Annotated in this window: 20 protein-coding genes; 8 read left to right on the forward strand and 12 right to left on the reverse strand. The window is 74.1% G+C overall.

Annotation, left to right across the window (positions count from 1 at the left end; translation table 11 throughout):
* Positions 1-6 precede the first annotated feature (6 nt).
* A complete protein-coding gene (locus AB0J24_RS05450; RefSeq protein WP_358675822.1) occupies positions 7-819 on the reverse strand; it encodes a hypothetical protein in 813 nt (270 codons plus the stop codon).
* A gap of 287 nt (positions 820-1,106) precedes the next feature.
* Here AB0J24_RS05450 and gdhA point away from each other — a divergent pair, with 287 nt between their 5' ends.
* Positions 1,107-2,444: an NADP-specific glutamate dehydrogenase gene (gdhA, locus tag AB0J24_RS05455; protein ID WP_358675824.1), complete on the forward strand. Its 1,338-nt coding sequence runs from the start codon at positions 1,107-1,109 to the stop codon at positions 2,442-2,444.
* Between the two features lie 108 nt (positions 2,445-2,552).
* Here the strand turns inward: gdhA and AB0J24_RS05460 are convergent, their stop codons facing one another.
* From AB0J24_RS05460 to AB0J24_RS05470, 3 genes are read right to left on the reverse strand one after another with little or no spacing between them, the layout of a single operon-like run.
* Complete coding sequence (locus AB0J24_RS05460; RefSeq protein ID WP_358675826.1) at positions 2,553-3,302, reverse strand: succinate dehydrogenase/fumarate reductase iron-sulfur subunit; 750 nt, start codon at positions 3,300-3,302, stop codon at positions 2,553-2,555.
* An 11-nt stretch (positions 3,303-3,313) separates the two neighbouring features.
* Positions 3,314-5,320 (reverse strand): fumarate reductase/succinate dehydrogenase flavoprotein subunit, encoded by a 2,007-nt coding sequence (locus AB0J24_RS05465; RefSeq protein WP_358675829.1) that lies wholly within the window; start codon positions 5,318-5,320, stop codon positions 3,314-3,316.
* Between the two features lie 4 nt (positions 5,321-5,324).
* The gene (locus tag AB0J24_RS05470; protein WP_358676443.1) at positions 5,325-6,035 is read right to left on the reverse strand and encodes a succinate dehydrogenase cytochrome b subunit; all 711 of its coding nucleotides are present in this window, start codon (positions 6,033-6,035) and stop codon (positions 5,325-5,327) included.
* A gap of 87 nt (positions 6,036-6,122) precedes the next feature.
* Here AB0J24_RS05470 and AB0J24_RS05475 point away from each other — a divergent pair, with 87 nt between their 5' ends.
* On the forward strand, positions 6,123-7,082 hold the full coding sequence (locus tag AB0J24_RS05475) for a LysR substrate-binding domain-containing protein (protein WP_358675832.1): 960 nt from the start codon (positions 6,123-6,125) through the stop codon (positions 7,080-7,082).
* Positions 7,083-7,128: 46 nt separating this feature from the next.
* On the opposite strand, the gene AB0J24_RS05480 is transcribed toward AB0J24_RS05475, so the two are convergent.
* The 3 genes from AB0J24_RS05480 to AB0J24_RS05490 are packed head-to-tail and all read right to left on the reverse strand — an operon-like array spanning position 7,129 to position 10,405.
* Positions 7,129-8,439, reverse strand: coding sequence for a glycosyltransferase (locus AB0J24_RS05480; protein ID WP_358675835.1), 1,311 nt, complete (start codon positions 8,437-8,439; stop codon positions 7,129-7,131).
* On the reverse strand, positions 8,436-9,398 hold the full coding sequence (locus tag AB0J24_RS05485; protein ID WP_358675837.1) for a hypothetical protein: 963 nt from the start codon (positions 9,396-9,398) through the stop codon (positions 8,436-8,438). The genes AB0J24_RS05480 and AB0J24_RS05485 overlap by 4 nt, the downstream gene beginning before the upstream one ends.
* On the reverse strand, positions 9,395-10,405 hold the full coding sequence (locus AB0J24_RS05490) for a glycosyltransferase family 1 protein (protein WP_358675840.1): 1,011 nt from the start codon (positions 10,403-10,405) through the stop codon (positions 9,395-9,397). The genes AB0J24_RS05485 and AB0J24_RS05490 overlap by 4 nt, the downstream gene beginning before the upstream one ends.
* Positions 10,406-10,578: 173 nt before the next feature.
* Here AB0J24_RS05490 and AB0J24_RS05495 point away from each other — a divergent pair, with 173 nt between their 5' ends.
* Genes AB0J24_RS05495 through AB0J24_RS05505 form a run of 3 tightly spaced genes read left to right on the forward strand, consistent with a single transcriptional unit; the run spans position 10,579 to position 13,630 of the window.
* Entirely contained in the window at positions 10,579-11,742 is a 1,164-nt protein-coding gene (locus tag AB0J24_RS05495) for a glycosyltransferase (protein ID WP_358675843.1), read from the forward strand.
* Complete coding sequence (locus AB0J24_RS05500) at positions 11,739-12,800, forward strand: glycosyltransferase (protein ID WP_358675846.1); 1,062 nt, start codon at positions 11,739-11,741, stop codon at positions 12,798-12,800. Before AB0J24_RS05495 ends, AB0J24_RS05500 begins: the two co-directional genes overlap by 4 nt.
* Positions 12,797-13,630, forward strand: coding sequence for a glycosyltransferase family 2 protein (locus AB0J24_RS05505; RefSeq protein ID WP_358675849.1), 834 nt, complete (start codon positions 12,797-12,799; stop codon positions 13,628-13,630). Before AB0J24_RS05500 ends, AB0J24_RS05505 begins: the two co-directional genes overlap by 4 nt.
* Before the next feature lie 167 nt (positions 13,631-13,797).
* Here the strand turns inward: AB0J24_RS05505 and AB0J24_RS05510 are convergent, their stop codons facing one another.
* The 4 genes from AB0J24_RS05510 to AB0J24_RS05525 all read right to left on the reverse strand — a co-directional run bounded on the left by AB0J24_RS05510 (position 13,798) and on the right by AB0J24_RS05525 (position 17,857).
* On the reverse strand, positions 13,798-14,970 hold the full coding sequence (locus AB0J24_RS05510; RefSeq protein WP_358675852.1) for a DUF1990 family protein: 1,173 nt from the start codon (positions 14,968-14,970) through the stop codon (positions 13,798-13,800).
* A 156-nt stretch (positions 14,971-15,126) separates the two neighbouring features.
* The gene (locus AB0J24_RS05515; protein ID WP_358675855.1) at positions 15,127-15,834 is read right to left on the reverse strand and encodes a regulatory protein RecX; all 708 of its coding nucleotides are present in this window, start codon (positions 15,832-15,834) and stop codon (positions 15,127-15,129) included.
* 509 nt (positions 15,835-16,343) lie between these two features.
* Positions 16,344-17,396, reverse strand: a complete 1,053-nt coding sequence (recA, locus tag AB0J24_RS05520) for a recombinase RecA (protein WP_358675858.1) — start codon at positions 17,394-17,396, stop codon at positions 16,344-16,346.
* Positions 17,397-17,662: 266 nt separating this feature from the next.
* Positions 17,663-17,857, reverse strand: a complete 195-nt coding sequence (locus AB0J24_RS05525; RefSeq protein ID WP_358675860.1) for a DUF3046 domain-containing protein — start codon at positions 17,855-17,857, stop codon at positions 17,663-17,665.
* Positions 17,858-17,930: 73 nt separating this feature from the next.
* Here AB0J24_RS05525 and AB0J24_RS05530 point away from each other — a divergent pair, with 73 nt between their 5' ends.
* On the forward strand, positions 17,931-18,092 hold the full coding sequence (locus tag AB0J24_RS05530) for a hypothetical protein (protein ID WP_358675862.1): 162 nt from the start codon (positions 17,931-17,933) through the stop codon (positions 18,090-18,092).
* A gap of 42 nt (positions 18,093-18,134) precedes the next feature.
* Here the strand turns inward: AB0J24_RS05530 and AB0J24_RS05535 are convergent, their stop codons facing one another.
* The gene (locus tag AB0J24_RS05535) at positions 18,135-19,376 is read right to left on the reverse strand and encodes an MFS transporter (protein ID WP_358675865.1); all 1,242 of its coding nucleotides are present in this window, start codon (positions 19,374-19,376) and stop codon (positions 18,135-18,137) included.
* A gap of 86 nt (positions 19,377-19,462) precedes the next feature.
* On the opposite strand from AB0J24_RS05535, the gene AB0J24_RS05540 reads away from it, so the two are divergent.
* Positions 19,463-19,969, forward strand: coding sequence for a hypothetical protein (locus tag AB0J24_RS05540; protein WP_358675867.1), 507 nt, complete (start codon positions 19,463-19,465; stop codon positions 19,967-19,969).
* Between the two features lie 61 nt (positions 19,970-20,030).
* Positions 20,031-25,094 (forward strand): ATP-dependent helicase, encoded by a 5,064-nt coding sequence (locus AB0J24_RS05545; protein ID WP_358675869.1) that lies wholly within the window; start codon positions 20,031-20,033, stop codon positions 25,092-25,094.
* Positions 25,095-25,191 lie beyond the last annotated feature (97 nt).

Genomic DNA, 25,191 nt, shown 5'->3' on the forward strand with positions numbered 1-25,191 from the left:
GCGTGCTCACCCCACGATCCGCAGGTCGGAGATCCAGCCGGCGGAGACGGCCATGACGTAGAAGTCGGTCACCGCGAGGCTGATCAGGGTCGCCCAGGCGTAGGCCATGTGCCGCGTGTTCAGCTTGGAGACCCAGCCCCACAGCCTGTAGCGGACCGGATGCTTCGAGAAGTGGTTGAGCCGGCCGCCGACGACACTGCGACAGGAGTGGCAGGACAGCGTGTAACCGAACAGCAGGATCACGTTCGCGACCAGAATGATGTTGCCCAGGCCGATCCCGAACCCGCCGTCCGGCTTGACGAACGCGATCACCGCGTCATAGGCGTTGATCAGTGTGATCAGTGCCGCGATGTAGAAGAAGTAGCGGTGCGCGTTCTGCAGCAGCAGCGGGAAGCGGGTCTCACCGGTGTAGCGACGGTGCGGTTCGGCGACCGCGCAGGCCGGCGGGGACAGCCAGAACGCCCGGTAGTAGGCCTTGCGGTAGTAGTAGCAGGTCAGCCGGAACAGCAGCAGGAACGGCAGCGAGACCGCGGCGTAGGGCAGCCACCACACGTCCGGTGTGAACTGCCCGAAGTGCGAGGCCTCCGGGATGCAGCCGACCGAGACGCACGGCGAGTAGAACGGCGTCAGGTAGCCGTACTCCTCCACGTAGTAGTACTGCTGCATGAACGCCCGGACGGTCGCGTAGGCGACCCACGCCACGAAGGCGACGAACGTCGCGAGCGGTGGCAGCCACCAACGGTCGGTGCGCAGCGTGCGCGCGGCGATCGTGGCCCGGCCTGCACCGGTGCTGCCGCTGGTGTCAGTGGTGGATGACACGCGCGGGGACTCCTGTCGTCTCGCGGCACCGCGGCCCGATCGGGTCCCGGACACGGCGCCGTGTCCTCTGTCGTCGTCGCGCAAGGACGCGACCCGCCAGAGACTACGACGCAGATCACATGTGATCTACGTCGACCTGGGTATCGGCCCTGTATCGAGACGTGCCTCACAGTGACACGGCGCAGCTCGACTGTGACCGAGTCCGTGCCGCGTTACAACCTCGTGAATGTTCTGATGGCGACGGGGACCGCGGCGGGCGCGGGCCGGGAGGAGCGCAGGGTACACCGATGCACGCCACACTGGAGTCGATCCACCAGCGGGTCCTGGACCGCAACCCCGGGGAGTCGGAGTTCCACCAGGCCGTCCGGGAGGTGCTCGAGAGCATCGGCCCGGCTGTCGACAAGCACCCGGAGTACGCCCAGGCGCGGATCGTCGAACGGATCTGCGAGCCCGAGCGGCAGGTCATCTTCCGGGTCCCGTGGGAGGACGACGAGGGCGACATCCACATCAACCGCGGTTTCCGGGTCGAGTTCAACAGCGCGCTCGGGCCTTTCAAGGGCGGTCTGCGTTTCCATCCGACCGTGCTGCTCGGGACCGTGAAGTTCCTCGGCTTCGAGCAGGTCTTCAAGAACGCGCTGACCGGGCTGCCCATCGGTGGCGCCAAGGGTGGCTCGGACTTCGACCCGCGGGGCCGTTCGGACCGCGAGGTCATGCGGTTCTGCCAGAGCTTCATGACCGAGCTGCACCGCCACCTCGGCGAACACACCGACGTCCCGGCCGGCGACATGGGGGTCGGCGCCCGGGAGCTGGGCTACCTGTTCGGTCAGTACAAGCGGATCACCAACCGCTACGAGTCCGGCGTGCTCACCGGGAAGTCGCTCTCCTTCGGTGGCGCACAGGTCCGGCGCGAGGCCACCGGCTACGGCTGCACCTATTTCGCGCAGCGCGCGCTGGAGCTGCGCGGGGACTCGATCGAGGGCAAGGACGTCGTCGTCTCCGGCTCCGGGAACGTGGCGGTGTACGCGGTGGAGAAGGTGCACCAGCTCGGCGGCCGGGTGGTCGCGGTCTCCGACTCCAGCGGGATCGTGCACGACCCGAAGGGCATCGACCTGGAGCTGCTCAAGGACGTGAAGGAGGTCCGCCGGGAGCGGCTCAGCGCCTACACCGACACCGTCGGGCATGCGGAGTTCTCTGCGGACCGCTCGATCTGGGAGGTGCCCTGTCAGGTCGCGCTGCCCTCGGCCACCCAGAACGAGCTGGACGCCGACGGCGCCAGGGCACTCGCCCGCTCCGGCTGCCTGATCGTCGCCGAGGGGGCGAACATGCCGACAACCCCGGAGGCGGTCCGGGTGCTGCGCGACGCCGGCGTCGTCTTCGCACCGGGCAAGGCCGCGAACGCCGGCGGGGTCGCCGCGTCCGCGCTGGAGATGCAGCAGAACGCCTCGCGCGACTCGTGGAGCTTCGAGTACTCGGAGAACCGGCTGCGCGAGATCATGATCGACGTGCACGACCGCTGCCACGCCACGGCCGCCGAGTACGGCCGCCCCGGTGACTACGTGGCCGGGGCGAACATCGCCGGTTACGCCCGGGTCGCCGAGGCGATGCTGGCGCTGGGTCTCATCTGACCCGAGCTGAGCCGGCCCGGTACGGGGCGATCCGGAAGCGAACGACCCGGTACACCTCCGCCGGAGGTGTACCGGGTCGCACCGGACGGGCGGACTACCCGGCCGTGCTCACTTCTTGCGGCCGCCCACCGTCGCGGCGAGGTAGTCGCGGTTGAGCTGCGAGATCACGTCGAGCGGGATCTCCTTCGGGCAGGCCACGGCGCAGGCACCGGTGTTGGTGCAACCGCCGAAACCGGCGTCCTCGTGCATCTCGACCATGTTGACGACCCGGTCGTAACGCTCCGGCTGGCCCTGCGGCAGCTCCCCCAGGTGGGTCAGCTTGGCACCCAGGAACAGCGACGCCGACCCGTTCGGGCAGGCCGCGACGCAGGCACCGCACCCGATGCAGTTCGCCGCCGCGAACGCACGGTCGGCGTGCGCCTTCGGCACCGCGTTCGCGTTCGCCTCCGGCGCCGAGCCGGTGTTGACGGAGACGTACCCACCGGCCTGGATGATCTTGTCGAACGCACCGCGGTCGACGACCAGGTCCTTGATCACCGGGAACGAACCGGAACGGAACGGCTCGATGACGATCGTGTCACCGTCGTTGTAGTGGCGCATGTGCAGCTGGCAGGTGGTGGTCGCCCGCTGCGGGCCGTGCGGCTGACCGTCGATGACCATGCTGCACGTACCGCAGATGCCCTCGCGGCAGTCGTGGTCGAACGCGACCGGCTCCTCACCGGAGAGGATCAGCTTCTCGTTCAGGACGTCGAGCATCTCCAGGAAGGACATGTCCGGGTCGGCCTCGACGTCGTAGGTGGCCAGGCGCCCCTTGTCGACCGCGTCGCGCTGGCGCCACACCTTCAGAGTCAGTTTCACGTCTGCTCGCCTTACTTGTAGCTGCGCTGGGTGGGGTGCACGTACTCGAAGACGAGCTCCTCCTTGTGCAGGACCGGTGCCTGCCCGCGGCCGGTGTACTCCCAGGCCGAGGTGAAGGAGAAGTTCTCGTCGTCGCGCTCCGCCTCGCCGTCCTCGGTCTGGCTCTCCGCACGGAAGTGGCCGCCGCAGGACTCGCGACGCACCAGCGCGTCCAGACACATGAGCTCGCCGAGCTCGAGGAAGTCGGCCACCCGGCCGGCCTTCTCCAGGCTCTGGTTCAGCTCGGCGCCGGTGCCGGGCACCTTGACGTTGCTCCAGAACTCGCGGCGCAGCTCGGGGATCCGGTCCAGCGCCTTGCGCAGGCCCTCCTCGGTCCGCTCCATACCGCAGTAGTCCCACATGATCTGGCCCAGCTCGCGGTGGAACGAGTCCACCGTGCGGGTGCCGTTGATCGACAGGAGCTTCTCGACCCGGTCGTTCACCGACTTCACGGCCTCGACGACCTCGGGGGCGTCGTCGGGCACCGGGTCCAGGTTGTGCTTGGCGATGTAGTCGCCGATCGTCACCGGGAGCACGAAGTAGCCGTCGGCCAGGCCCTGCATCAGCGCCGAGGCGCCGAGCCGGTTCGCGCCGTGGTCGGAGAAGTTGGCCTCGCCGCCGACGTAGAGCCCCGGGATGGTGGACTGCAGGTCGTAGTCGACCCAGAGGCCGCCCATCGTGTAGTGCACGGCGGGGTAGATCCGCATCGGGACCTCGTACGGGTTCTCCCCCGTGATCCGCTCGTACATCTCGAACAGGTTGCCGTACTTGGCCTCGACCGCCTTGCGGCCGAGCCGGTTGATCGCGTCGGCGAAGTCCAGGTAGACGCCGAGCCCGCCCGGCCCGACGCCGCGCTTCTCGTCGCAGACCTCCTTGGCCGCGCGGGACGCGATGTCGCGCGGGACCAGGTTGCCGAACGCCGGGTACTTGCGCTCCAGGAAGTAGTCGCGCTCCGACTCCGGGATCTCGTTCGGCCCGCGGTCGTCACCGAGTCGCTTCGGGACCCACACCCGGCCGTCGTTGCGCAGCGACTCCGACATCAGGGTCAGCTTCGACTGGTGGTCACCCGACACCGGGATGCAGGTCGGGTGGATCTGGGTGAAGCAGGGGTTCGCGAACAGCGCACCCTTGCGGTGCGCCCGCCAGGACGCGGTCACGTTGCAGCCCTTGGCGTTCGTCGACAGGTAGAAGACGTTGCCGTAGCCGCCGGAGGCGAGCACCACCGCGTCGGCCGTGTGCACCCCGATCTCACCGGAGATCATGTCCCGGGCGACGATGCCGCGCGCGCGGCCGTCGACGACGATCAGTTCCAGCATCTCGTGCCGGGCGAACATCTCGACGGTGCCGGCGTTGATCTGCCGCTCCAGCGCCTGGTAGGCGCCGAGCAGCAACTGCTGGCCCGTCTGGCCGCGGGCGTAGAACGTCCGGGAGACCTGCACGCCGCCGAACGAGCGGGTGTCGAGCAGGCCGCCGTAGTCGCGGGCGAACGGCACGCCCTGCGCGACGCACTGGTCGATGATCTGGCGGCTGATCTCGGCGAGCCGGTGCACGTTCGACTCGCGGGCGCGGAAGTCCCCGCCCTTGACGGTGTCGTAGAACAACCGGTAGACGCTGTCGCCGTCGTTGCGGTAGTTCTTCGCCGCGTTGATGCCGCCCTGGGCCGCGATCGAGTGCGCGCGCCGCGGGCTGTCCTGGTAGCAGAACGTCTTGACCTGGTAGCCGGCCTCGCCGAGCGTCGCGCTCGCCGCGCCACCGGCCAGCCCGGAGCCGACGACGATGATCTTCTTCGAGCGCTTGTTGGCCGGGTTGACGAGCTTCACACCGAAGCGGCGGCGCTCCCAGCGGGTCTCGATCGGGCCCGACGGCACGGCCTTGTCGACGACCGGCTCACCGATCGTGTAGTCGGCATAGGGGCCCGGGCCGTTCTCGGTGCTCTCCCCGGGGCTGTGGTGGTGGGTGGTGGCGTCAGTGTTGTCCATGGACTCAGACCAATCCGAACGTGACGGCGAGGGGCACCGAGATGAACCCCAGGGTGAGCACGGCGGCGAACACCGTGGCCACCGTCTTGATGGTGCGCTCCCGGCTGTTCGAGGACCACCCGAGGGTCTGGATGCCGGAGAAGATGCCGTGCCGCACGTGCAGGCCCAGCGCGACGACGGCGAGCACGTAGAACAGGGTGACGTACCAGCGCTCCGGGGCGAAGCCCGCGGAGATGTTGTTGTAGGCCTCCAGGTGCACGCCGTTCGGGTTGGCGACACCGATCGTGAGGTCGAGGATGTGGTAGATGACGAACAGCACGATGATCACGCCGCCCCAGCGCATGGTGCGGGCCGCGTAGCTGCCCTTCACCTTGTGCGAGCCGCCCGCGTACTTGATCGGCCGGGCCCGCCGCGCGCGCAGGGTCAGCACGGTGGCCGCCCAGATGTGCGCGATCACCGACACCAGCAGCACGATGCGGACGATCCACAGCAGGCCCCCGTGGGGCAGTGCGGGCTCGAGCACCGTGCGGAGCCAGGCCGCGTACTCGTCGATGGACTCGGGACCGAAGAAGATCTTCAGGTTGCCGATCATGTGCAGGACGACGTAGAGCAGCAGGAGTATCCCGCTCACCGCCATCACGAACTTCAGGAACGCGCTCGGCGTTCTCGGGCGCCGGGGCTCGGCTGCGCCGCCCGCCCGGGACTTGTCGGACATCGTGACCACGACGTCCAGTGGACATAGCAACACCCATGGCCGTCCAATGCATCGAGCGGCCATCTGTCATAGCCGTAAGCTATTACGGTGACACTTCAGCAGCTCATGTACTTCGTCGCCCTGGCGGACGTGCGCAGCTTCACTCGTGCGGCCGACCAGGTCGGTGTTGCGCAGCCCACTCTCAGCAGGTCGCTGCGCGCGTTGGAGCAGGAGCTGGGCGCCCCGCTGATCAACCGGGGGTCGGCGGTGACGCTGACCCCGGCCGGTGAGCTGGTGCTGCCGCTGGCCCGGCGGATGCTGGCCGACTCCGACATGGTGCGCACCACGGTGGCCGAGCTGGTCGGCCTGCGCAGCGGCCGGGTCCGGGTGGGTGCGACGCCGTCGCTGTGCATCGGCGTGCTGTCGGACGTGCTGCGGGTGTTCCACTCCCGGCACCCGGAGATCCGCGTCGAGCTGGCCGAGGACGGCTCGCAGCCGCTGGAGAGCTCGCTGGTCCGCAACGAGCTCGACATCGCACTGGTGATCGTCCCCCCGGACGGGGTGGACCCGGCGCTGCACAGTGCCCCGCTGCTGCGCGAGCGGCTGTCGGTGGCCTCCCCGCGCGCCCGGCGCCCGCTGACCGCCCGCGGGACGATCTCGGTCCCCGAGCTGGCCAGGCACGACCTGGTGATGGTGCGGAAGGGCTACGACCTGCGGGAGGTGACACTGCGGGCGTACGCGGTCGCCGGGGTGACCCCGCGGATCGCGGTGGAGGGCGGTCAGATGGACGCCGTGCTCCGGATGGTCGAGGCGGGGACGGGGGTCGCGGTGGTGCCCGATCTGGTGTTCATCGGGCGGCCGCGGCTGCGCAGGACGGTGCTGACCCCGGCCCTGCACCGGACCGTGGCGCTGGCCCGGCGCGCGGACGTCGCGCCGACCCCCGCCGTGACCGCGTTCGCGGACACCCTGCTGGAGCACATGTCGGACACCTCCGCAGCGCTGCGGTCGGGCACGAACGACGTCCAGGTCCTGCACCGGCACCGCACCGGCCGGGAGCTGCTGGGGTGAGCGCGGGCCGGTCCGGGCTCCGGATCGCTCACCGGGCGGGCCGCGGTCACGGGGCCACAGCGCTCGACGGACGGTGCGGAGGATGCACCGGCAGCGTCGCCACCCCCTCCCGTTCCTGGGCGACGGCGAGCCCGCAGCCGTGCCGCCGGGCGCGCCCGGCGGCCCGGGTCGAGCCCAGCTCGGCCCACGGCTCGGCACCGGGGCCGACGAGCTCCACCCGTCCCAGGTCGGACCCCACCAGCAGCGCGACGGCCCGGGCGAGCGCGTCCGGCGGCAACGGCGCCCGGATCGTCAACCGGGCACGGGCCCGCCGCAGCTGGTCGTCGCTCCACGGTGCGGCGTCGGCGACACCGCGGTAGAGCTCGTCGAGCCGAGGGTCCCGGCCGGGCAACCGCACCCGCACGTCCCGGTGGGTCTGGACGAGCAGCGAGTCCACCAGCTCGACCGGTGTCCGGCCGGCGGCCGGCTCGACGTCGGCGAGCACGTCGGGCACCGCACCCGGCAGCGGCACCGCGCGGGCACCCGGTTCCGGGACGAGCGCGGCGATCCGGAGGCGTTCACCGTCCTTGCCGGCGCGGGCCCCGGGCCGTCCCGCCCAGTCCGGGCCGTCGTGCCAGGCCACCGCTGCGGGCTCGTGCACGAGCAGCGCACCGTTGTTCCACGCCCGGTAGGCGAGATCCCAGTCCTCCCCGCCGTAGCCGACGTACCGCTCGTCGAACCCGCCGAGATCGTCGAACAGGCCGCGGTGCATCCCGAGCACGGCGCTGATCACCAACCGCCAGTCGCCCGGCCGGGCGTCGAGCAGGTTGCGGGTCCGCCGGTACCCCTCGGTCAGCCACGCCGGTTCCGGCAGCCGCGGCGCCACCGCGGGATCCTCGCCCGGGGCGGTGCCGCTCAGGTCCGCGTGCCGGCGGCGCCCCACCGCCAGCACGTCGGGGCCCGCGGCGAGCCGGGTGGCCATCGCGGCGAGGAAGCCGGGCCCCGGGACGGTGTCGGCGTCGAGCATGACCAGCACGTCACCGTCCACCGCGGCGACACCACGGTTTCGAGCGGCGGCGGCCCGGAAACCGCGATCGGGTTGGGTGACCACCCGCACCGGGACCGGACCGGTGAGCGCGGACACCTCCGGGGCGTGGGGCGACCCGTCGTCGGCGACGACGATCGACACCGGACGGAGCGTCTGGCGGTGCAGCGCGGCGACGGTGCGGACCAGGGCCGCTTGCTGACGGTAGTGGCAGACGACGACACCGATCCGCGGCGGCGGCCCGGTCGGCGCCTCCAGCAGGTCCCAGCGGTTCCCGGGGACCCAGGGCGGCGGCGTCGCACCGGCCACCGGGTCGGACGCGCGGCGGTTCACCGGCCGAGGACCCGCCGGTACAGCGCCGCGTGTCCGGCGCCGGGATCGGGCCAGGGCGGGACCGGGCCGTGGGTGCCCTCCGGACGGGCGAGCGCCTCGGCGACCAGCTCGTCGCGCTCCCGGAACCCGTCGTAGAGGCGGACCGACCCCGGTGCGGCGGCGGCGACCTCCCGGGCGTGCGGATTCGCCGCGGACAGCGGCACCCGGCCGTGCGCGGGCCACGCCAGCAGCGAACCGCTGGCGCTGACCGTGCGGCTCGGAGCCACCGCGACGGTGATCGCCGCAGCCGCGGCGGCCAACTCCGCGGGATCCAGTGCCCCGGTGAGGATCCAGTCCACACCGGACCGACGAGCGTGGCGGGCGAGCGAACGAGCGAGGTCGTCGTGCCCGTCGGCGACCGCCCCCGCCGCCACGACAGCGGGCCGATCCGGCTGCGCGGCGGCCGCGTCGATCACCTCGACGTGCCCCTTGCCGGGATGGACGAACCCCAGCACGCCCAGCGTGCTGGTCGAGGACCAGGCCGGTGGCGGCCCGGGCGGGACCGCGATCGGCAGCGGAAGGGGCAGCGTCACCACCCGTGACGCGCCGAGTGCGACGGCCTTGTCCGCCTCGTGCGCCGCGGACACCACGACCACGTCCGCGACCGCGACCACCTGCCGGTACCCGGCGCTGCGGCGGGCGTCGCGGGCCGGATCGGGGTCGGCGCCGGGCAGGTCGTGCAGGGTCACCACCAGCGGCCGCGGCACCGTGCGGACCGCGGCACCGAACGCACGGGCGGCGGACGCCACGTCCGCCCCCCACAGGGCGTCGGTGAACTGGGCGTGGGTCAGGTCGGCAGCACCCGCGGCGACCACATGGATGCCTCGGGCGGTGACCGCACCGGCGATCGCCCCGGCGTGGCGGACCACCCCGTGTCCGGGCGACCCCGGGGCCAGCCACCGGGCCACCACCCGGGTCATCGCCCGACTCCGGCGAGGACGTACCGGTACAGCTCGGCGTGCGCGGTGGCCACCCGGGCGCGGGCGCGCTCCCGCTCCTGCGGATCGGCCCGCCACGCCGGGCGGGCCCGGTGGGCCAGCGCGAGTGCGGCCCGCAGTGATCCGCGGTCCGGGCCGTCCGGGCGCAACCGGTAGGTCAGGCAGGGCGCCTGCTCGCGAAAGTGCCCCACGTCCGGGACGAGCGCGGTGGTGCCCAGGTCGTGGCAGGCCTCCAACCAGCCCGAGTGGGTCCCCCACCGGTACGCGAGCACCGACACGTCGAGTTCCTGCAGATAGGAGTGGAAGGCGTCGTCGTCGAACGGCGGATGCACCCGCACGTCCAACGCGGGTTCGTCGGCCAGCGCCGCGGCGACGGCACGCCCGCCCGGGTCGTCGTGCGCGTCGATGCGCACCGTCACCCCGTCCGGTGCCACCGCGGCCAGTGCCCGGGCCACGCCGACCGGGTCGGCGTTCACCCGGTGGCTCTTCGCGTGCACCCCGACCACGAACCCGTCGCGGGGCGGGCGGGGCCGCCGCGCCCAGCCGGGGCCGACCACCGCCGGATGCGCCAGCACCCGGGCCTCGACACCCCACCGCTCGGCGATCCGGGCCGCCGCCCCGGGGGTCAGCGTCACCACCGCCGCCGCAGCGGGGACCAGCACGTCCAGTGCGGCGGTGTGCGGCGCGGGATCGGCGTGGTGCGGATTGCGCAGATCGTGCACGGTCAGCACCAGCGGCCGGCCGGCCGTGCGCAGCGCGCCGAGCAGGTCGCGCAGCTGCGCGGGGGTGCGGTCGTCGAACCCGAAGTGGACGTGCAGCAGGTCGAACTCCGCCGCCCGGGCGCGCACCTGCTCGGGCTCCAACCACGGCGACGGCCACCACCGCCCGGCGGGAGCCCCGGGTACCGGAGGGTCGGGCAGCCGGACCACCGCGTCGTGGTGCAGCGCCCGCACGTAGGGATGGGCGGTGGGTACCGATGCCACACGCACGGGGTGGCTCCTCTCGCTCGACACACCCTCGATTCCCCGGCCCGCGCCGGGTCAACCGCGCGGGGTGCACCGCACCCCGTCCGGTGCCGGGAGAGCCCGGCGCCGGACGCTCCGTGACCGACGCCGTCGGGAGGACCCGAGGCCCCGAGTTGTGGTAGGTCGTTGCACCACGCATGATCAGGGTGCCGTACGGGTTCAGCAGACTGCTCGAGGCGGTGTCCCGCACCCGACCCCAGGAGCATGAGCCCGATGAGCATCTCCGCCGTACCCCGTTGACCGCGCGGATCGCCCTGATCGCCTCCGCCCGCTATCCCATCCGGGAACCCTTCCCCGGTGGGCTGGAGGCACACACCGCAGGCCTCGCCGATCGACTGCGTCGCCGCGGCCACGACGTCACCGTGTTCGGTGCACCCGGTTCCGACCCGCGCCTGCGGGTACGCGAGATGGCGGAGCTGCCACCCATCACCGAGGCCGCCCGCAGCGACGTCGGTATGCCGGCCGACTGGTTCCTCGCCGAGCACCACGCCTACCTGGCGCTGCTGCTGGGGATCGCCCGCGAGCGCGGCCGCTACGACGTGGTGCACAACAACTCGCTGCACTACCTGCCGCTCGCGCTCGCCGACACACTCGACGCGCCGGTGCTCACCACGCTGCACACCCCGCCCACGCCGTGGATGGAGTCGGCGATCCGGCTCGGCGACCCGGTCCGGTTGCCGTTCGCCGCGGTCAGCGCACACACCGCCCGCGCCTGGGAACCCACCGGCGCGCGGGCCACCGTGGTGCGCAACGGTGTCGACACCGTCGCCTGGCCCGCCGGGGCGGGCGGCGGGACCCCGGTGTGGTCGGGCCGGGTCGTCCCGGAGAAGGGGCCGGTGGAGGCCATCCGCGCCGCCCGCCTGGCGGACACCGGTCTGCGCCTGGCCGGGCCGTGCCCGGACCGCCGCTACTTCCGGGACGAGGTCGCCCCGCTCCTCGGGGACGGCGTCGAGTACCTCGGGCACCTCGACCACGGTGCGCTGGCCCGGCTGGTCGGTGCCGCGACGGTCGCCGTGGTGTCACCGTGCTGGGACGAACCGTACGGCCTGGTCGTCGCCGAGGCACTGGCCTGCGGCACCCCGATCGCCGGGTTCGCCCGGGGCGCGCTGCCCGAGATCGTCGCCCCGGGCTGCGGGGTGCTCGCCGAGCCCGGGGACGTCGCGGGCCTGGCCGAGGCCATCCACCTCGCCTCCCGGTTGTGCCGCGGGGCCGCCCGCCGGCACGCCGAGACGGCCTGCTCGGCGGAGACCATGGTCGACGGTTACGAGCGGCTCTACGACCGGCTCACGGCGGCCGCATGAGCGCCGCCGCACCGGGCACGGTCGTCTACTACGTCCACCACCACGGCAGCGGGCACGCCCACCGGGCGAGCGCGATCGCCGCCCGCTGCCGGTCCACCGTCGTGGGGGTCGGCAGCAGGCCGGCCCCCGCCGGCTGGCCGGGTGCATGGCACGAGCTGCCCCTGGACACCGACGGGGTCGACGGCCCCGCCACCCGCGCCCTGGACGTGACCGCGGGTGGGACGCTGCACTGGGCGCCCCGCGATCACCCCGGGCTGCGGGCCCGCGCCGCCGCGGTGTCCGGTCTGCTGGCAGCCGGCCCGGCCCGGCTGCTGGTCGCCGACGTGTCGGTGGAGATGGCGTTGCTGGCCCGGTTGCACGGCGTGCCGGTCGCCGTCGTGCTCCAGCCCGGCGACCGTCGCGACCGCCCGCACCGGATGGCGCACGACCTGGCCGAGGTGCTGCTGGCCCCGTGGCCGGCCCGGCCGGCGCGCCCGGACCTGGCCGGGCGCATCGTGCACCTGGGCGGGTTGTCCCGCTACGACGACAGGGCCCCCGTCCCGCCACCCGGTGGGCGCCGGGTGCTGGTCCTGACCGGCAGCGGCGATGCCGGCGTCGATCCGGCCGCGGTCGCTTCGGCGGCCGCCGCCACCCCGGACTGGACGTGGGCCGTCGCCGGGTCGATCGCCGGGGCACTGCCGTCCGACGCGCCGCCGAACCTGGAGCCTGGCGGATGGACCGGGGACGTGTGGGCCGCGCTCTGCGCGGCCGACGTGGTCGTCGGGCACGCCGGCCAGAACGTCGTCGCCGAGATCGCTGCCGCCCGCCGGCCGGCCGTGATCATCCCCGCCGACCGCCCGTACGGCGAGCAGGTCGAGACCGGGGGCGTGCTCGACGACGCGGGACTGGCGACCGTGCGGACCCGCTGGCCCGAGCCGCGGCAGTGGCCACGGCTGCTCGCCGAGGCGTGCGCCCGAGGTGGGCAGGGATGGGTCCGATGGTCCGACGGCCGGGCGGCGGAGCGGGCCGCCGACGTGCTCGACCGCATCGCCGCCGGCGGCGCGGAGCCCGGCCCGTGACGCCCGGGGGTGCCGCCGCACGACAGGACGGCCCGGGTCCGGCGGCCGGGGTCGCCGTGGTCACGACGGTGCGGGGGCGGGCCGAGCACCTCGCCCGCCAACGCCGGCTGCTGGCCACCGGGCCGGCGGTGCGCCACGTCGTCGTCGGGATGGGCGAGCGGCCCGCCACGGGCGGGGTCGGGCCACCGACCCGGGTGCTGACCGTTCCCGCCCCCGGCCCGCTTCCCCTGGCCACCGCCCGCAACGCCGGGGCCCGGGCCGCCCTGGACGACGGCGCCGGCCTGCTGGTGTTCCTCGACGTCGACTGCCTGCCGGGGCCCGAGCTGATCGCCCGCTACGCGGCGGCCGCGGCGCGCGAGCCGGGTGGTCTGCTCTGCGGCCCGGTCACCTTCCTGCCGGAGGGGGTCCGACCGGAGCAGGACCTGCCCCGCCACACCGATCCCCACCCGGCACGACCGGCGCCGCCCGACGGTGCCCTGCTGGTCGAACCGCGCCGCGAGCTGTTCTGGTCGCTGTCGTTCGCGGTCACCGCCGCGGCGTGGGACGGCACCGGCGGGTTCTGCGAGGACTACGCCGGCTACGGCGCCGAGGACACCGACTTCGCGCTGTCCTGCGGACTCCGGCTGTACTGGGTCGGCGGCGCGCACGCCTACCACCAGCATCACCGGCCGGCCCGGACCGACCCGGCCCGGGTGGCCGAGATCGTCGGCAACGCCCACCGGTTCCGCGACCGGTGGGGGTGGTGGCCGATGGCGGACTGGCTCCGGGAGCTGCACGGCCGCGGAGCGGTCGAGTTCGCCCCGGACCGCGGTGTGCTGCGGAGGCGGTGAACCACCGCCCGTCCCGCGCGCGGCGGTCGCACCGGACGGATCACCGCCCGCACGCCCGCGTCGATCGGCCCGGCGGGCCGTGGCGAGATCCCGGGCGGACGGTCGGACGGGCGTGATGCCGGCCGGCCGGAGCCTTCGCCGGAGGGGGCCGCAGCGGGGCCCCGACGCTATGCCGGGGTGTTGCCGCCCGCCGACGGCCCCGGGCGCTCGGGGGCAGGCCAACCGCAGCGACGTGTGTGCACCCGGATCGGACCGTCCATCCGCCCGCCCGCCACCTCACAGGCGGCGACACAGAACTGTGTCCACATGTGGAGCTGGATCTCCTTGCCGACCCCGATGGTGTCCAGCACCACCGCCGCTGCCCGGCTCCCCGGCCGGCACCACGCCTCGATCCCGAATTCCAGCCCGCCCTCGACGTCGTGCGCCGCGAACTCGATCTGGCCCGCCTCCAGATGGTCGGCCAGCGTGGCGAACCGGAACGACGTCCGGTCCCGGCGCAGTACCCGCACCGGCCCGCTCCAGGGGGCCGGCATCCGGACGACGTACTCGTCACCCGGGCGAAGCTCACCGAGCCGGCCACGCAGCTTGCGGAACGAGGTGACCTCGGAGGGCGCGGCGCGGTCGAGGTCGGCGCAGATCCGGTCCATCAGCGCCTCGGCGCCGAGGTCGGCGTCGCGGATCCGGACCCGGAACGTGCGGTGCAGCAGCGGCCCGGCGCCCTCGTCGATCACCTTCAGGTGGGCGTCGAGAGCCTCGCGCGGAAGCGCGGGCGGCAGGTCGGTGGCGTCCCCCACCTCTTCGGTCCGCCGTACCCGACGTGAGCAGCGCAGATAGCGGGCGGTGCTGAGGGCGAGACCTGCCGGGTAGCGCATGATCGCGCAGGCCCGCCGGACCCGTCCCGGCTGCGGCGTCGGGTCGGCCCGGCGGTTCGTGGTCCGCCGGGTCCGCTCGGCGTGCTCCTCGACGGCCGCCGCGAGCAGCTCCGGATCGCGCACGGTGACGGTGACACCGGGGTGGCGCAGCAGCCCCAGCGGCTCCAGCCCGGGCACCGGCCGGTGGAAGCGGATGCACACGCCGCGCCGGGTGTTGGTGCCGAACGTCACTCCGCGGTCGGCCAGCGACAGGTGCGGACCGATCACCTTCGGGGCGCTGAACGGCCCGGCGAGCTGCGCCCCGGCCAGGTTGCGGACCGGCGTCGACACGCTCCAGGCGCCGAAGCGCACCAGCAACCGGTGCTCGTCGAGCTCGACACGGGCCCCCGAGGTCTCGGTGACACCGAGCGGGGCGAGCACCGGGAGGAAGCGTGGGTCGAACGCGAACGGCAGCCGGAGCGGCTTCACGGGAACGCTGCTGGTGTCGGTCACCTGACGGACTACCCGTTCCGGAGGCGGCCACGCCGGCGCCGGGACCAGACTTTCGTCACGCATCCCGGCACGGCGCCGCGCGGCACGCCCCGGCCGACGAGCACACGGCCGCCCGGGTCCGAGGGTGCCCGTTCAGTCGTCGGGCGGGGCGTCGCCGAGCTCGTCGGGGTCCGCGCCGGCAGCGGCGATCTCCTCCTTCACGACGCCGTACGCCACTCCCGGGCCGTACCCCTTGCGGGCGAGCATCCCGACCAGCTTCCGCGCGGCGGACCGGCGTTGCTCCGGGGATCCGACGGGCAGGCTGCGCAGGCGGCGCGCGACCAGCTCGCGCGCGCGGTCCCGCTCGGAGTCGTCGTCGATCCCGGTGAGTGCCTCGTCGGCGGTGTCCCGGTCGATGCCCTTGCGGTGCAGCTCGAGCGCGATCGCCCGCTTGCCGAGCCCGCGGTGCCGGTGCCGGGACCGGACCCACTGGTCGGCGAACGCCTTGTCGTCGACGAGCCCGACCTCGTCGAAGCGTTCGAGGACACGACGGGCGACCTGGTCGGGGATCTCCTTGCGGCGTAGTGCGTCTCCGAGCTCCTTGACCGAACGGGCCCGGTCGGTGAGCAGACGGAGGCAGATCTCTTTCGCTCGTGTCTCCTGCTCGGCGGGGCTCTCCGGCCCCGCGGACGGTGCTCGGTCACCCGATCCGCCCGAGCGGCGACCCCGGGCACCGGGGCGGCCGGCACGGGAGGGCCGTGCGCCACCGGCACCGGCCCGGCGGCCGGGCCCGTCGTCGACGGGCGCGATCCGGGGCGCGTCCGGCCCGGCCGTGGCGGCGCTCAGCTCCTCGAACGACACGACCCGCCCGGTCCGGTGGGTATCCGCCGGATGCCCCGGCCGGTCGCCCGCGAAGCCGGCCACATCGGCGGCAGCGCCTGGGGCCGCACCCGGGCCCGGGCCTGTGCCCAGGGCCGCATCTGCCCCCGGGCCTGCGTCTGGACCCGGGCCTGCATCTGCCCCCGGGCCCGGGTCTGCGCCCAGGGCTGCATCTGCGCCCGGGCCTGCGCCGTCGTCTGCCCCTGGGACCGGGTCGGCGACCGAGACCGGGGGTGGGCCGACGCCGGGCCCCGCCGCCGGGCCCGGCTCCAGGGTCGGGTCGACGAGCCGTACGGCGACACCCTGGTCCGCGTCGTCGTTCGAGCCGTGGCCCGACGAGTCGGCGCCCGAGACGTGATCGGGTCGGCCTGCTGCCACCGGGCCCGCACCGAACAACTCGTCGAGCGAGAGGGTGCGGGCCCGGTCGGACCCGGCACCGCCGGAGGCGGGTGGGTCGCCGTGAGCAGACCCGGTGCGCTCGCCGGGCACGCTCAGAAGTCGACCGGGGCCGGCAACGGCTCGACCGGCGTGGCCTGCTCGGCATCCAGCACGGGACCGATACCGAGCTTCTCCTTGATCCGCTTCTCGACCTCGGCCGCGACGTCCGGGTTCTCCTTGAGGAACTTCCGGGCGTTCTCCTTGCCCTGCCCCATCTGGTCGCCCTCGTAGGTGTACCAGGCGCCGGACTTTCGGATGATGCCCTGCTCGACGCCCACGTCGATCAGCGAACCCTCCTTGCTGATCCCGATGCCGTAGAGCACGTCGAACTCCGCCTGCTTGAAGGGCGGGGCCACCTTGTTCTTCACGACCTTGACCCTGGTCCGGCTGCCGACCATGTCGGTGCCGTCCTTCAGGGTCTCGATCCGCCGGATGTCCATCCGGACCGAGGCGTAGAACTTCAGTGCCTTGCCGCCGGTCGTGGTCTCCGGGGATCCGAACATCACGCCGATCTTCTCGCGCAGCTGGTTGATGAAGATCATCGTGGTGCCCGAGCTGTTCAGCGCGCCGGTGATCTTCCGCAGCGCCTGGCTCATCAACCGGGCCTGCAGACCGACGTGGCTGTCGCCCATCTCGCCCTCGATCTCGGCACGTGGCACGAGCGCCGCCACCGAGTCGATGACGATGAGATCCAGCGCACCGGAGCGGATCAGCATGTCCGCGATCTCCAGCGCCTGCTCGCCGGTGTCCGGCTGGGAGACGAGCAGCTCGTCGGTGTTCACCCCGAGCGCCTTGGCGTACTCCGGGTCGAGCGCGTGCTCGGCGTCGATGAACGCCGCCACACCACCCGCGGCCTGCGCGTTCGCCACCGCGTGCAGTGCGACCGTGGTCTTGCCGCTGGACTCCGGGCCGTAGATCTCGATCACGCGGCCGCGTGGGATCCCGCCGACCCCGAGCGCCACGTCGAGCGCGATGGAGCCGGTGGAGATGGCGCTGACCGGCGCGCGCGTCTGGTCGCCCAGGCGCATCACCGATCCCTTGCCGTGGTTCTTCTCGATCTGGGCGAGGGCGAGTTCGAGCGCCTTCTCGCGGTCCGGAGCGGACATCTCTTGACTCCTCGCTGATGTGCGATCGGGGCCTGCTGCTGTCTTTCGGGGAGGCACTCCGCAACGGTATGGGGTGCCCCCGACAGTTTCGGCGGCCGGATCGGCACCTGTGGACAACTCGCCGGGGACCGCTGGCGTCTCCCGCCGGGAACAGTAGCCGAACACGCGTTCGATCCGCCGCCGCGACACGCCGACCGGGCACCCCCGGGAGCCGAACGGTCGCCCGGGGCCCCGACCGGCCGGTGCACCCGCTCCGCGACGCCCGCTCAGCGACGCGCGGGCGGGACCTCGTAGGCCTCACAGACCGCGCGCCACACCCGGCGCAGGTCGACCCCCGACTCGATCGCCTGCTCCACGGTCTGCCCGTCGAGCTCGGCGAACACGTGGTCCCGGGACAGCGACGCCGCCCGCACCGCCCCGAACTCGCCCTCCATCAGTTCCCGGAAGTGGCTCATCCGCACACCGGCGAGGGTAGCTCGCAGCACGAGCGCGGTTCCCACCCGTGAGCGGTGGACCGCCGGTAGGATGGGAGTTATGTCCGAACTGCTTGCCGCCGCACCCGTCGACGTCGCCGACGAGGTCCTCGCGACGACCGGCATCGGATCGCCGCTGGCCTGGCAGATCGTCTCGCTGCTGGCGCTGCTCTCCGCACTGGTCCTGCTGCTGCGCTGGTGGAACCAGCAGCGCAAGCGCTGATCCGCGGCCGACCGGCCACCGACGGCCGGTTGCCCGGCCTGTTCAGGCCGTGGCCGGCGACCGCCCCGCCCGCACCACCAGCAGCAGGTAGGGCACGGTCAGCACCGCCGCGACGATCCCGAGCACCGCGTAGGACCCGATGGCCACCACCACCCCGGCTCCCAGACCGGCGGCCGCGCCGGCCAGATTCATCGCCACGTCGACCGCACCCTGGACCCTGGGCCGCTCGGTGACCGCCACGGCGGAGGTCAGCAACGCGGACCCACCGACCAGGGCCGCCGACCAGCCCAGCCCCAGCAGCACCAGTCCGGCGGTCAGCAACCCGGTCGCCGTCGGCGCGGCCGCGGCACAGAGCACCGCCGCCGCCACCAGCGTCACCGTCGCGCCGGTCAGCACCGGGACCGCACCGAACCGGTCGGCCAGCCACCCGAAGACCGGGCTCAACGCGTACATCCCGGCGATGTGCATGCTGATCACGAAACCGACCACGGTCAGCGCGGCGCCGCCGTGGTCCATGTGCACCGGCGTCATCGACATCAGGCCGACCATCACCGCGTGTGCCAGCACGATCCCGGCCGCCCCGACCAGTGCCGGAGGGGAACCGCGCAACACTGTCCAGGTCGGCGTCCCGGACCGGCGGGGGCCCGCTCCCGGGGCCCCGGCCCGTTTGCGTGCCCGGGCCAGCGGATCGGGACGCAGGCCGGCCCAGCTCACGAGCAGGGCGGCGCCGAACGCCGCCGCGCAGAGCAGGTACGGGCCCACCGTGGGTTCCAGCCCCGACCCGGCCGCCACGCCCTGCAACGGGCCCAGCAGGTTCGGCCCGGCGACGGCGCCGACCGTCGTCGCCCAGACGACCATGGCGAGCGCCCGCCCGGCCCGGTCCGGTGCCGCCAGGTCGGTCGCGGCGTAGCGGGCCGCCAGGCCGACCGCCGTCCCGGACCCCATCAGCACCAGTGCCACCAGCAGCACCGGCGCCGAACCCGCCGCCGTCCCGAGCGCCGCACCGGCCGCACCCACGAAGGCGGTCAGGTAACCCCAGGTCAACGCGGGGCGGCGACCGCGCCGCTGAGCGATCCGCGCCACCACCGCCGCAGCGCCCGCGGCGCCGAGCACGATCGCGGTCGACGCCAGCCCGCCCACCGTCGGCGAGCCCGTCAACCGGGCCGCGACCAGCGGGCTCACCGCGATCGAGGTCGCCACCGCCGTCCCGCCGAGCACCTGGCCGGTGGCGAGCACCGCCAGCAACCGGGGTTGCGCAGGGTCCTGCAGATGTGGCGTCGTCATCACGCGGGGATGCTGCCCCGCGGCCGGCTCCGGCACCAGCCCGATACGCTTCGCGCCCGACCGGCACGAGGGAGAGGACGGCACCGATGGCGCGGACGAGGCGCGAGGCCGGCATCGAGGACGCCTACCGCCTGGTGTCGGACGTGCTCGAGGGAGCGGTCCGCGAGACCCTCGCCGAACCGGGTCCGGAGCCCGCCCGGTTCGCCGTCCGCCAGCTGACGTCGGTGGACGACGAACTGCCCGACGAGGCGACGCCGCCGGGCTGGTCACTGGCCTTCCTCGTGCTCGCCGACTGGTACGAGGCGGCGCGCACGGCCCTCGCCGACGACGAGCAGCGCGCCGAACGCGCGCTGGGCTGGGTCGCCGAGCACCTCGGCCGCCGGTTCGCCGCACGTGCCCGGTACACGGTCGCCCCGCTGGTCGACCTCGCGAACGCGCGCGAGACCTCGCTCTACGTCGAGGCACTCGGTGAGGACTTCCTCCCGACCATGGTCTGGACGGTGGCCGGGCTGGTCGCCGAGTACCCCGGCCGGGCGACCGACGACGAGCGGATCTGGCCCCGGTCCCGCGCCGACGACGCCCGCGACGGCTGAGCGCTCCCGCCCGGACCGGGTCCGGCAGGAAACTGTCGGTGCCCGACCGCATGATGGTCGGGTGAGCGCACTCGACGGCTTCTCCCCCGCCACCCGCCAGTGGTTCGAGGGGGCGTTCGCCGCGCCCACCGCCGCCCAGGAGGGCGCCTGGGCCGCCGCACAGCACGGGCGTGACGCGCTGGTCGTCGCCCCGACCGGGTCCGGCAAGACCCTCGCCGCCTTCCTCTGGGCACTCGACCGGCTGGCCGCCGAGCCACCGCCGCCGGAGCGCAGGCTCCGCTGCCGGGTGCTCTACGTGTCACCGCTCAAGGCACTCGCGGTGGACGTGCAGCGCAACCTGCGCTCGCCGCTCACCGGCATCCGGCAGGCCGCACAGCGGCTCGGTGCCCCGGTTCCCGACATCACGGTCGGAATGCGTACCGGCGACACCCCCGCCGACGAGCGGCGGCAGTTCGCGCGCACCCCACCGGACGTGCTGGTCACCACGCCCGAGTCGCTGTTCCTGCTGCTCACCTCCGCGGCCAGGGAGTCGCTGCGCGGGATCTCGACGGTGATCCTGGACGAGGTGCACGCCGTCGCGGGGACCAAGCGCGGCGCGCACCTGGCGCTGTCCCTGGAGCGGCTGGAGGCGATCACCGCGGGTTCCCCGCAGCGGATCGGGCTGTCCGCGACCGTCCGGCCGGTGGACGAGGTCTCGACGTTCCTGTCGGGGGCCCGGCCGGTGCAGGTCGTCCAGCCGAGCACCCCCAAGACGATCACGGTCGAGGTCCAGGTTCCCGTCCCCGATCTCGCCGCGCTCGACGAGCGGCCGGCGCCGGGCAGCACCGACGAGGAGGTCGTCGGCTCCGCGGCCGGCACCGCGCAGCGGCCGTCGATCTGGCCGGCGGTCGAGGAGCGGTTGCTCGGCCTGGTCCGCGCGCACCGCTCGACGATCGTGTTCAGCAACTCGCGCCGGCTCGCCGAGCGGTTGACCTCGCGACTCAACGAGCTGGCGGCCGAGCAGGCGGAGCGGGCCGCGGCGGAGGCCGACGATCCGGACGGTGAGCAGCGTCATCCGTTCCCCGCCGAGGCGATCGGCCAGTCCGGCGTGGGCGGTGGTGCGGCCCCGACCGTCGCCAAGGCCCATCACGGTTCGATGTCCCGCGACCAGCGCACCCTGGTCGAGGAGGAGCTCAAGTCCGGTCTGCTGCCCTGCGTGGTCGCCACGTCCAGCCTCGAGCTCGGGATCGACATGGGCGCCGTCGATCTGGTCGTGCAGGTCGAGGCACCGCCGTCGGTCGCGTCCGGTCTGCAGCGGGTCGGCCGGGCCGGCCACCAGGTGGGGGCCGTCTCCGAGGGCGTGGTGTTCCCGAAGTTCCGTGGCGACCTGGTGTCGTGCGCCGTCGTCGCCGAGCGGATGACCACCGGGGCGATCGAGTCGACGCGCTACCCGCGCAACCCGCTCGACGTGCTGGCCCAGCAGATCGTGGCGATGGTGGCGATGGATCCCTGGTCACTGCCCGACCTGGCCGCCACCGTGCGCCGGGCGGCGCCGTTCGCGGCGTTGCCCGACTCGGCACTGCACTCGGTGCTGGACATGCTCGCCGGGCGCTACCCGTCCGAGGAGTTCGGGGAGCTGCGCGCCCGGATCACCTGGGACCGGGTCACCGACGAGCTGCGCGGCCGCCCCGGCGCGCAGCGGCTCGCGGTGACCTCGGGGGGCACCATCCCCGACCGCGGGCTGTTCACCGTGATGACACCGGGCGGCGCCGACGGGGCGGGTTCGCGGGTCGGTGAGCTGGACGAGGAGATGGTCTACGAGTCGCGGGTCGGGGACACGTTCCTGCTGGGCACCTCGTCGTGGCGGGTGGAGGACATCACCCACGACCGGGTGGTCGTCACCCCGGCGCCCGGGGTGCCCGCCCGGATGCCGTTCTGGAAAGGCGAGTCGATCGGCAGGCCGCTGGAGCTGGGGCGGGCCGTCGGTGCGTTCGTCCGGGAGATGACCGGGTTGTCCGAGGAGGCCGCCCGCGAGCGGGCTGCCATCGCAGGCCTGGACGAGTGGGCGCAGGACAACCTGCTCTCCTACCTGCGCGAGCAGCGGGAGGCGACCCGGCACGTCCCGAGCGACCGGACGATCCTGGTCGAACGGTTCCGCGACGAGCTGGGCGACTGGCGCCTCGTCGTGCACTCCCCGTTCGGCGCCCAGGTGAACGGCCCGTGGGCGCTGGCGATCGCAGCCCGGATGCGCGAGCGGCGGGGCGTCGAGGTGAGCGCCTCCGGCGCCGACGACGGGATCGTGCTCCGCCTGCCCGACGCGGTCGACGAGTCCGGGTCCGAGGTGGTACCCGGCGCGGAGGACGTGCTGCTCGAACCGGGTGAGATCGAGCAGATCGTGGTGGCGGAGCTCGGCGGCTCGGCACTGTACGCCTCCCGGTTCCGGGAGTGCGCGGCGCGGGCGCTGCTGCTCCCCCGCCGGGACCCCAGGCGGCGCAGCCCGCTGTGGCAGCAGCGGCAGCGCTCGGCCCAGCTGCTGTCGGTCGCCGGGAAGTTCGAGCAGTTCCCGATCACCCTCGAGGCGATGCGGGAGTGCGTGCAGGACGTCTACGACCTCCCCGGCCTGCGCGAGCTGATGGGTGACATCGGCGCCCGGAAGGTGAAGGTCGCCGAGATCGAGACGGCCCAGCCCTCCCCGTTCGCGCGCAGCCTGCTCTTCGGCTACGTCGGGATGTTCCTCTACGAGGCCGACGCCCCGCTGGCCGAGCGGCGGGCCGCCGCGCTGTCACTGGACTCGACCCTGCTCTCCGAGCTGCTCGGCTCGGAGGCGATCCGTGAGCTGCTCGACCCGGAGGTGCTGGCCGAGGTCGAGGCGGGGCTCCAGCGCACCGCCGCGGACCGGCACGCCCGCGACGTCGAGGGCGCCGCCGACCTGCTGCGCTTCGTCGGGGACCTGTCCGTCGCCGACGGGCGGGCCCGCGGTGTCGACCCCGCCTGGTTCGCGGAGCTGGAGGGTGAGCGGCGGGCACTGCGGGTGCGCATCGCCGGTGAGGAGCGGTTCGTCGCGATCGAGGACGCCGGCCGGATCCGCGACGCGCTCGGCGCGGCGCTGCCGGTCGGGGTGCCGGAAGCGTTCACCGAACCGGTCGCCGATCCGCTGGGCGACCTGGTGCTGCGGTACGCCCGTACGCACGGCCCGTTCACGGCGGGTGAGTGCGCTGCGCGCTTCGGGCTGGGTGTCGCCGTGGTCGCCGGGGTGCTGGACCGGTTGACCGGGACCGGACGGCTGGTCAGGGGGGAGCTGCGGCCGCAGGCGTCCGTGCCGGCGGGGGTGCGCAGCGAGACCGAGTACTGCGACGCCGAGGTGCTGCGGCGGTTGCGCCGCGCCTCGCTGGCGAAGCTCCGGCACGAGGTCGAACCGGTCGAGCAGCGCGCGCTCGGCCGTTTCCTGCCGGCCTGGCAGGGCGTGCAGGTCCGGTCCGGGTCCGAGCGCCGCGGCCGGGTCCGCCGGGCCCCCGCCGCCGAGGACGTGCTCGGTGTCGTCGAGCAGCTGGCCGGCGCACCGCTCCCGGCGAGCGCGGTGGAGTCGCTGATCCTGCCCGCCCGGTTGCCGGGGTACACCCCGGCGCTGCTCGACGAGCTGACCGCGGCGGGTGAGGTGACCTGGGCGGGATGCGGGGCGCTGGCCGGGCAGGACGGCTGGCTGGCGCTGGCCCCGTCCGATGTCGCGGACCTGCTGCTCCCCGCCCCGGACCTGGACACCGCGGGCACGCCGCTGCACACCGCGGTGCTCACCGCGCTCGGGCTGTCCGATCCGGCCGCGCTGACCGACCCGGACCGCGCCGCGGAGCAGGCCGGCGGGGCGCTGTTCTTCCGTGAGCTCGCCACCCGGGCCGGTCTGGTCCTCACCGAGCAGGGGGAACCCGCCCCGTCCGACGACGACGTGGTCGCCGCCGTGTGGGACCTGGTCTGGGCCGGTGCACTGACCAACGACACCCTCAGCCCGCTGCGGGCCCGGTTGTCCGGCAGCGGGAGCAGGCGGGGGGCGGCCGGACGGTCCGGTGGGGCGCACCGCACCGCACGCCGGGCGCCCCGCGGCCGGTACGCGCAGCTGCGGGCCGGGAGGCCGTCGATGCCGAGCCGGACCGGGCCACCGTCGGTCGGTGGCCGCTGGTCGGTTGCGGTCGCCCGGGAGGCGGACCCGACCCGGCGGGCGCACGCGGCGGCCGAGGCGTTCCTGGAACGACACGGGGTGCTGACCCGGGGTGCGCTCGGCACCGAACGGGTCACCGGCGGGTTCGCCGGGGTCTACAAGGTGCTGCGGGCGATGGAGGAGTCGGGCCGGTGCCGGCGCGGTTACATCGTCGAGGGGCTGGGCGCCGCACAGTTCGCGGTGCCCGGGGCGATCGACCGGGTGCGGGCGCTCGCCGCGGCCGGCGGTCCGCCGGCCGGCAGGGGCACCGGGAGCGGTGCGGCGGCCGGCAGGGGCACCGGGAGCGGTGCGGCGCCCGGCAGGGGCACCGGGAGCGGTGCGGCGCCCGGTGGAGTTCCCGGTGACGGGGCCGCCCCACCGGAGCCCGGGCCGGCGCCGCCTCCCGCCCGGCGCGGTGGAACCGGTGCCACCGACCCGAACCCCGTGTGGGCTCCGGAGGACGGCTCGCCCGGCGAGGTCCCGGAGGATCTGCTGCGGTCCGGCGCCTTCTCCGGGGCCGGGCGGTACGACGAGTTCGACGGTGGCGCCGGCCGTCGCCCCGCCCCGGTGCAGGACGCCTGGCGGTCGCTGTCCCGGGTCGTGCTGGCGGCCGCTGACCCGGCGCAGCCCTACGGCGCCGCGCTGCCGTGGCCGGAGACCGCCGGGGACACCCGGCACCGTCCGGGTCGCAAGGCCGGCGCGCTGGTCGCGCTGGTCGACGGGGCCCCGGTGCTCTACGTGGAGCGCGGTGGCCGGTCGCTGCTGTCGTTCACCACCGAGCGCGACGAGCTGCGCGCCGCCGCCGAGGTGCTGGCCGGTGCGGTGCACGAGGGCTGGCTCGGGTCACTCGCGGTGGAGCGCGCCGACGGGCAGGACTCGCTGGCGTCCGAGCTGTCGGAGGTGCTCACCGAGGCGGGGTTCCGGGTCACACCGAAGGGCCTGCGGCTGCGAGCCTGAGGCGCCCGACCTGCCGCCCCGCGAGCCTGAGGCGCCCGACTGCCGCTCCCGCGAGCCCCGGGGCGCCCGGCCCGCCACGCCGCGAGCCTCAGGCACC

The sequence above is a fragment of the Pseudonocardia sp. NPDC049635 genome, from assembly GCF_040659795.1.
Lineage (GTDB): Bacteria > Actinomycetota > Actinomycetes > Mycobacteriales > Pseudonocardiaceae > Pseudonocardia.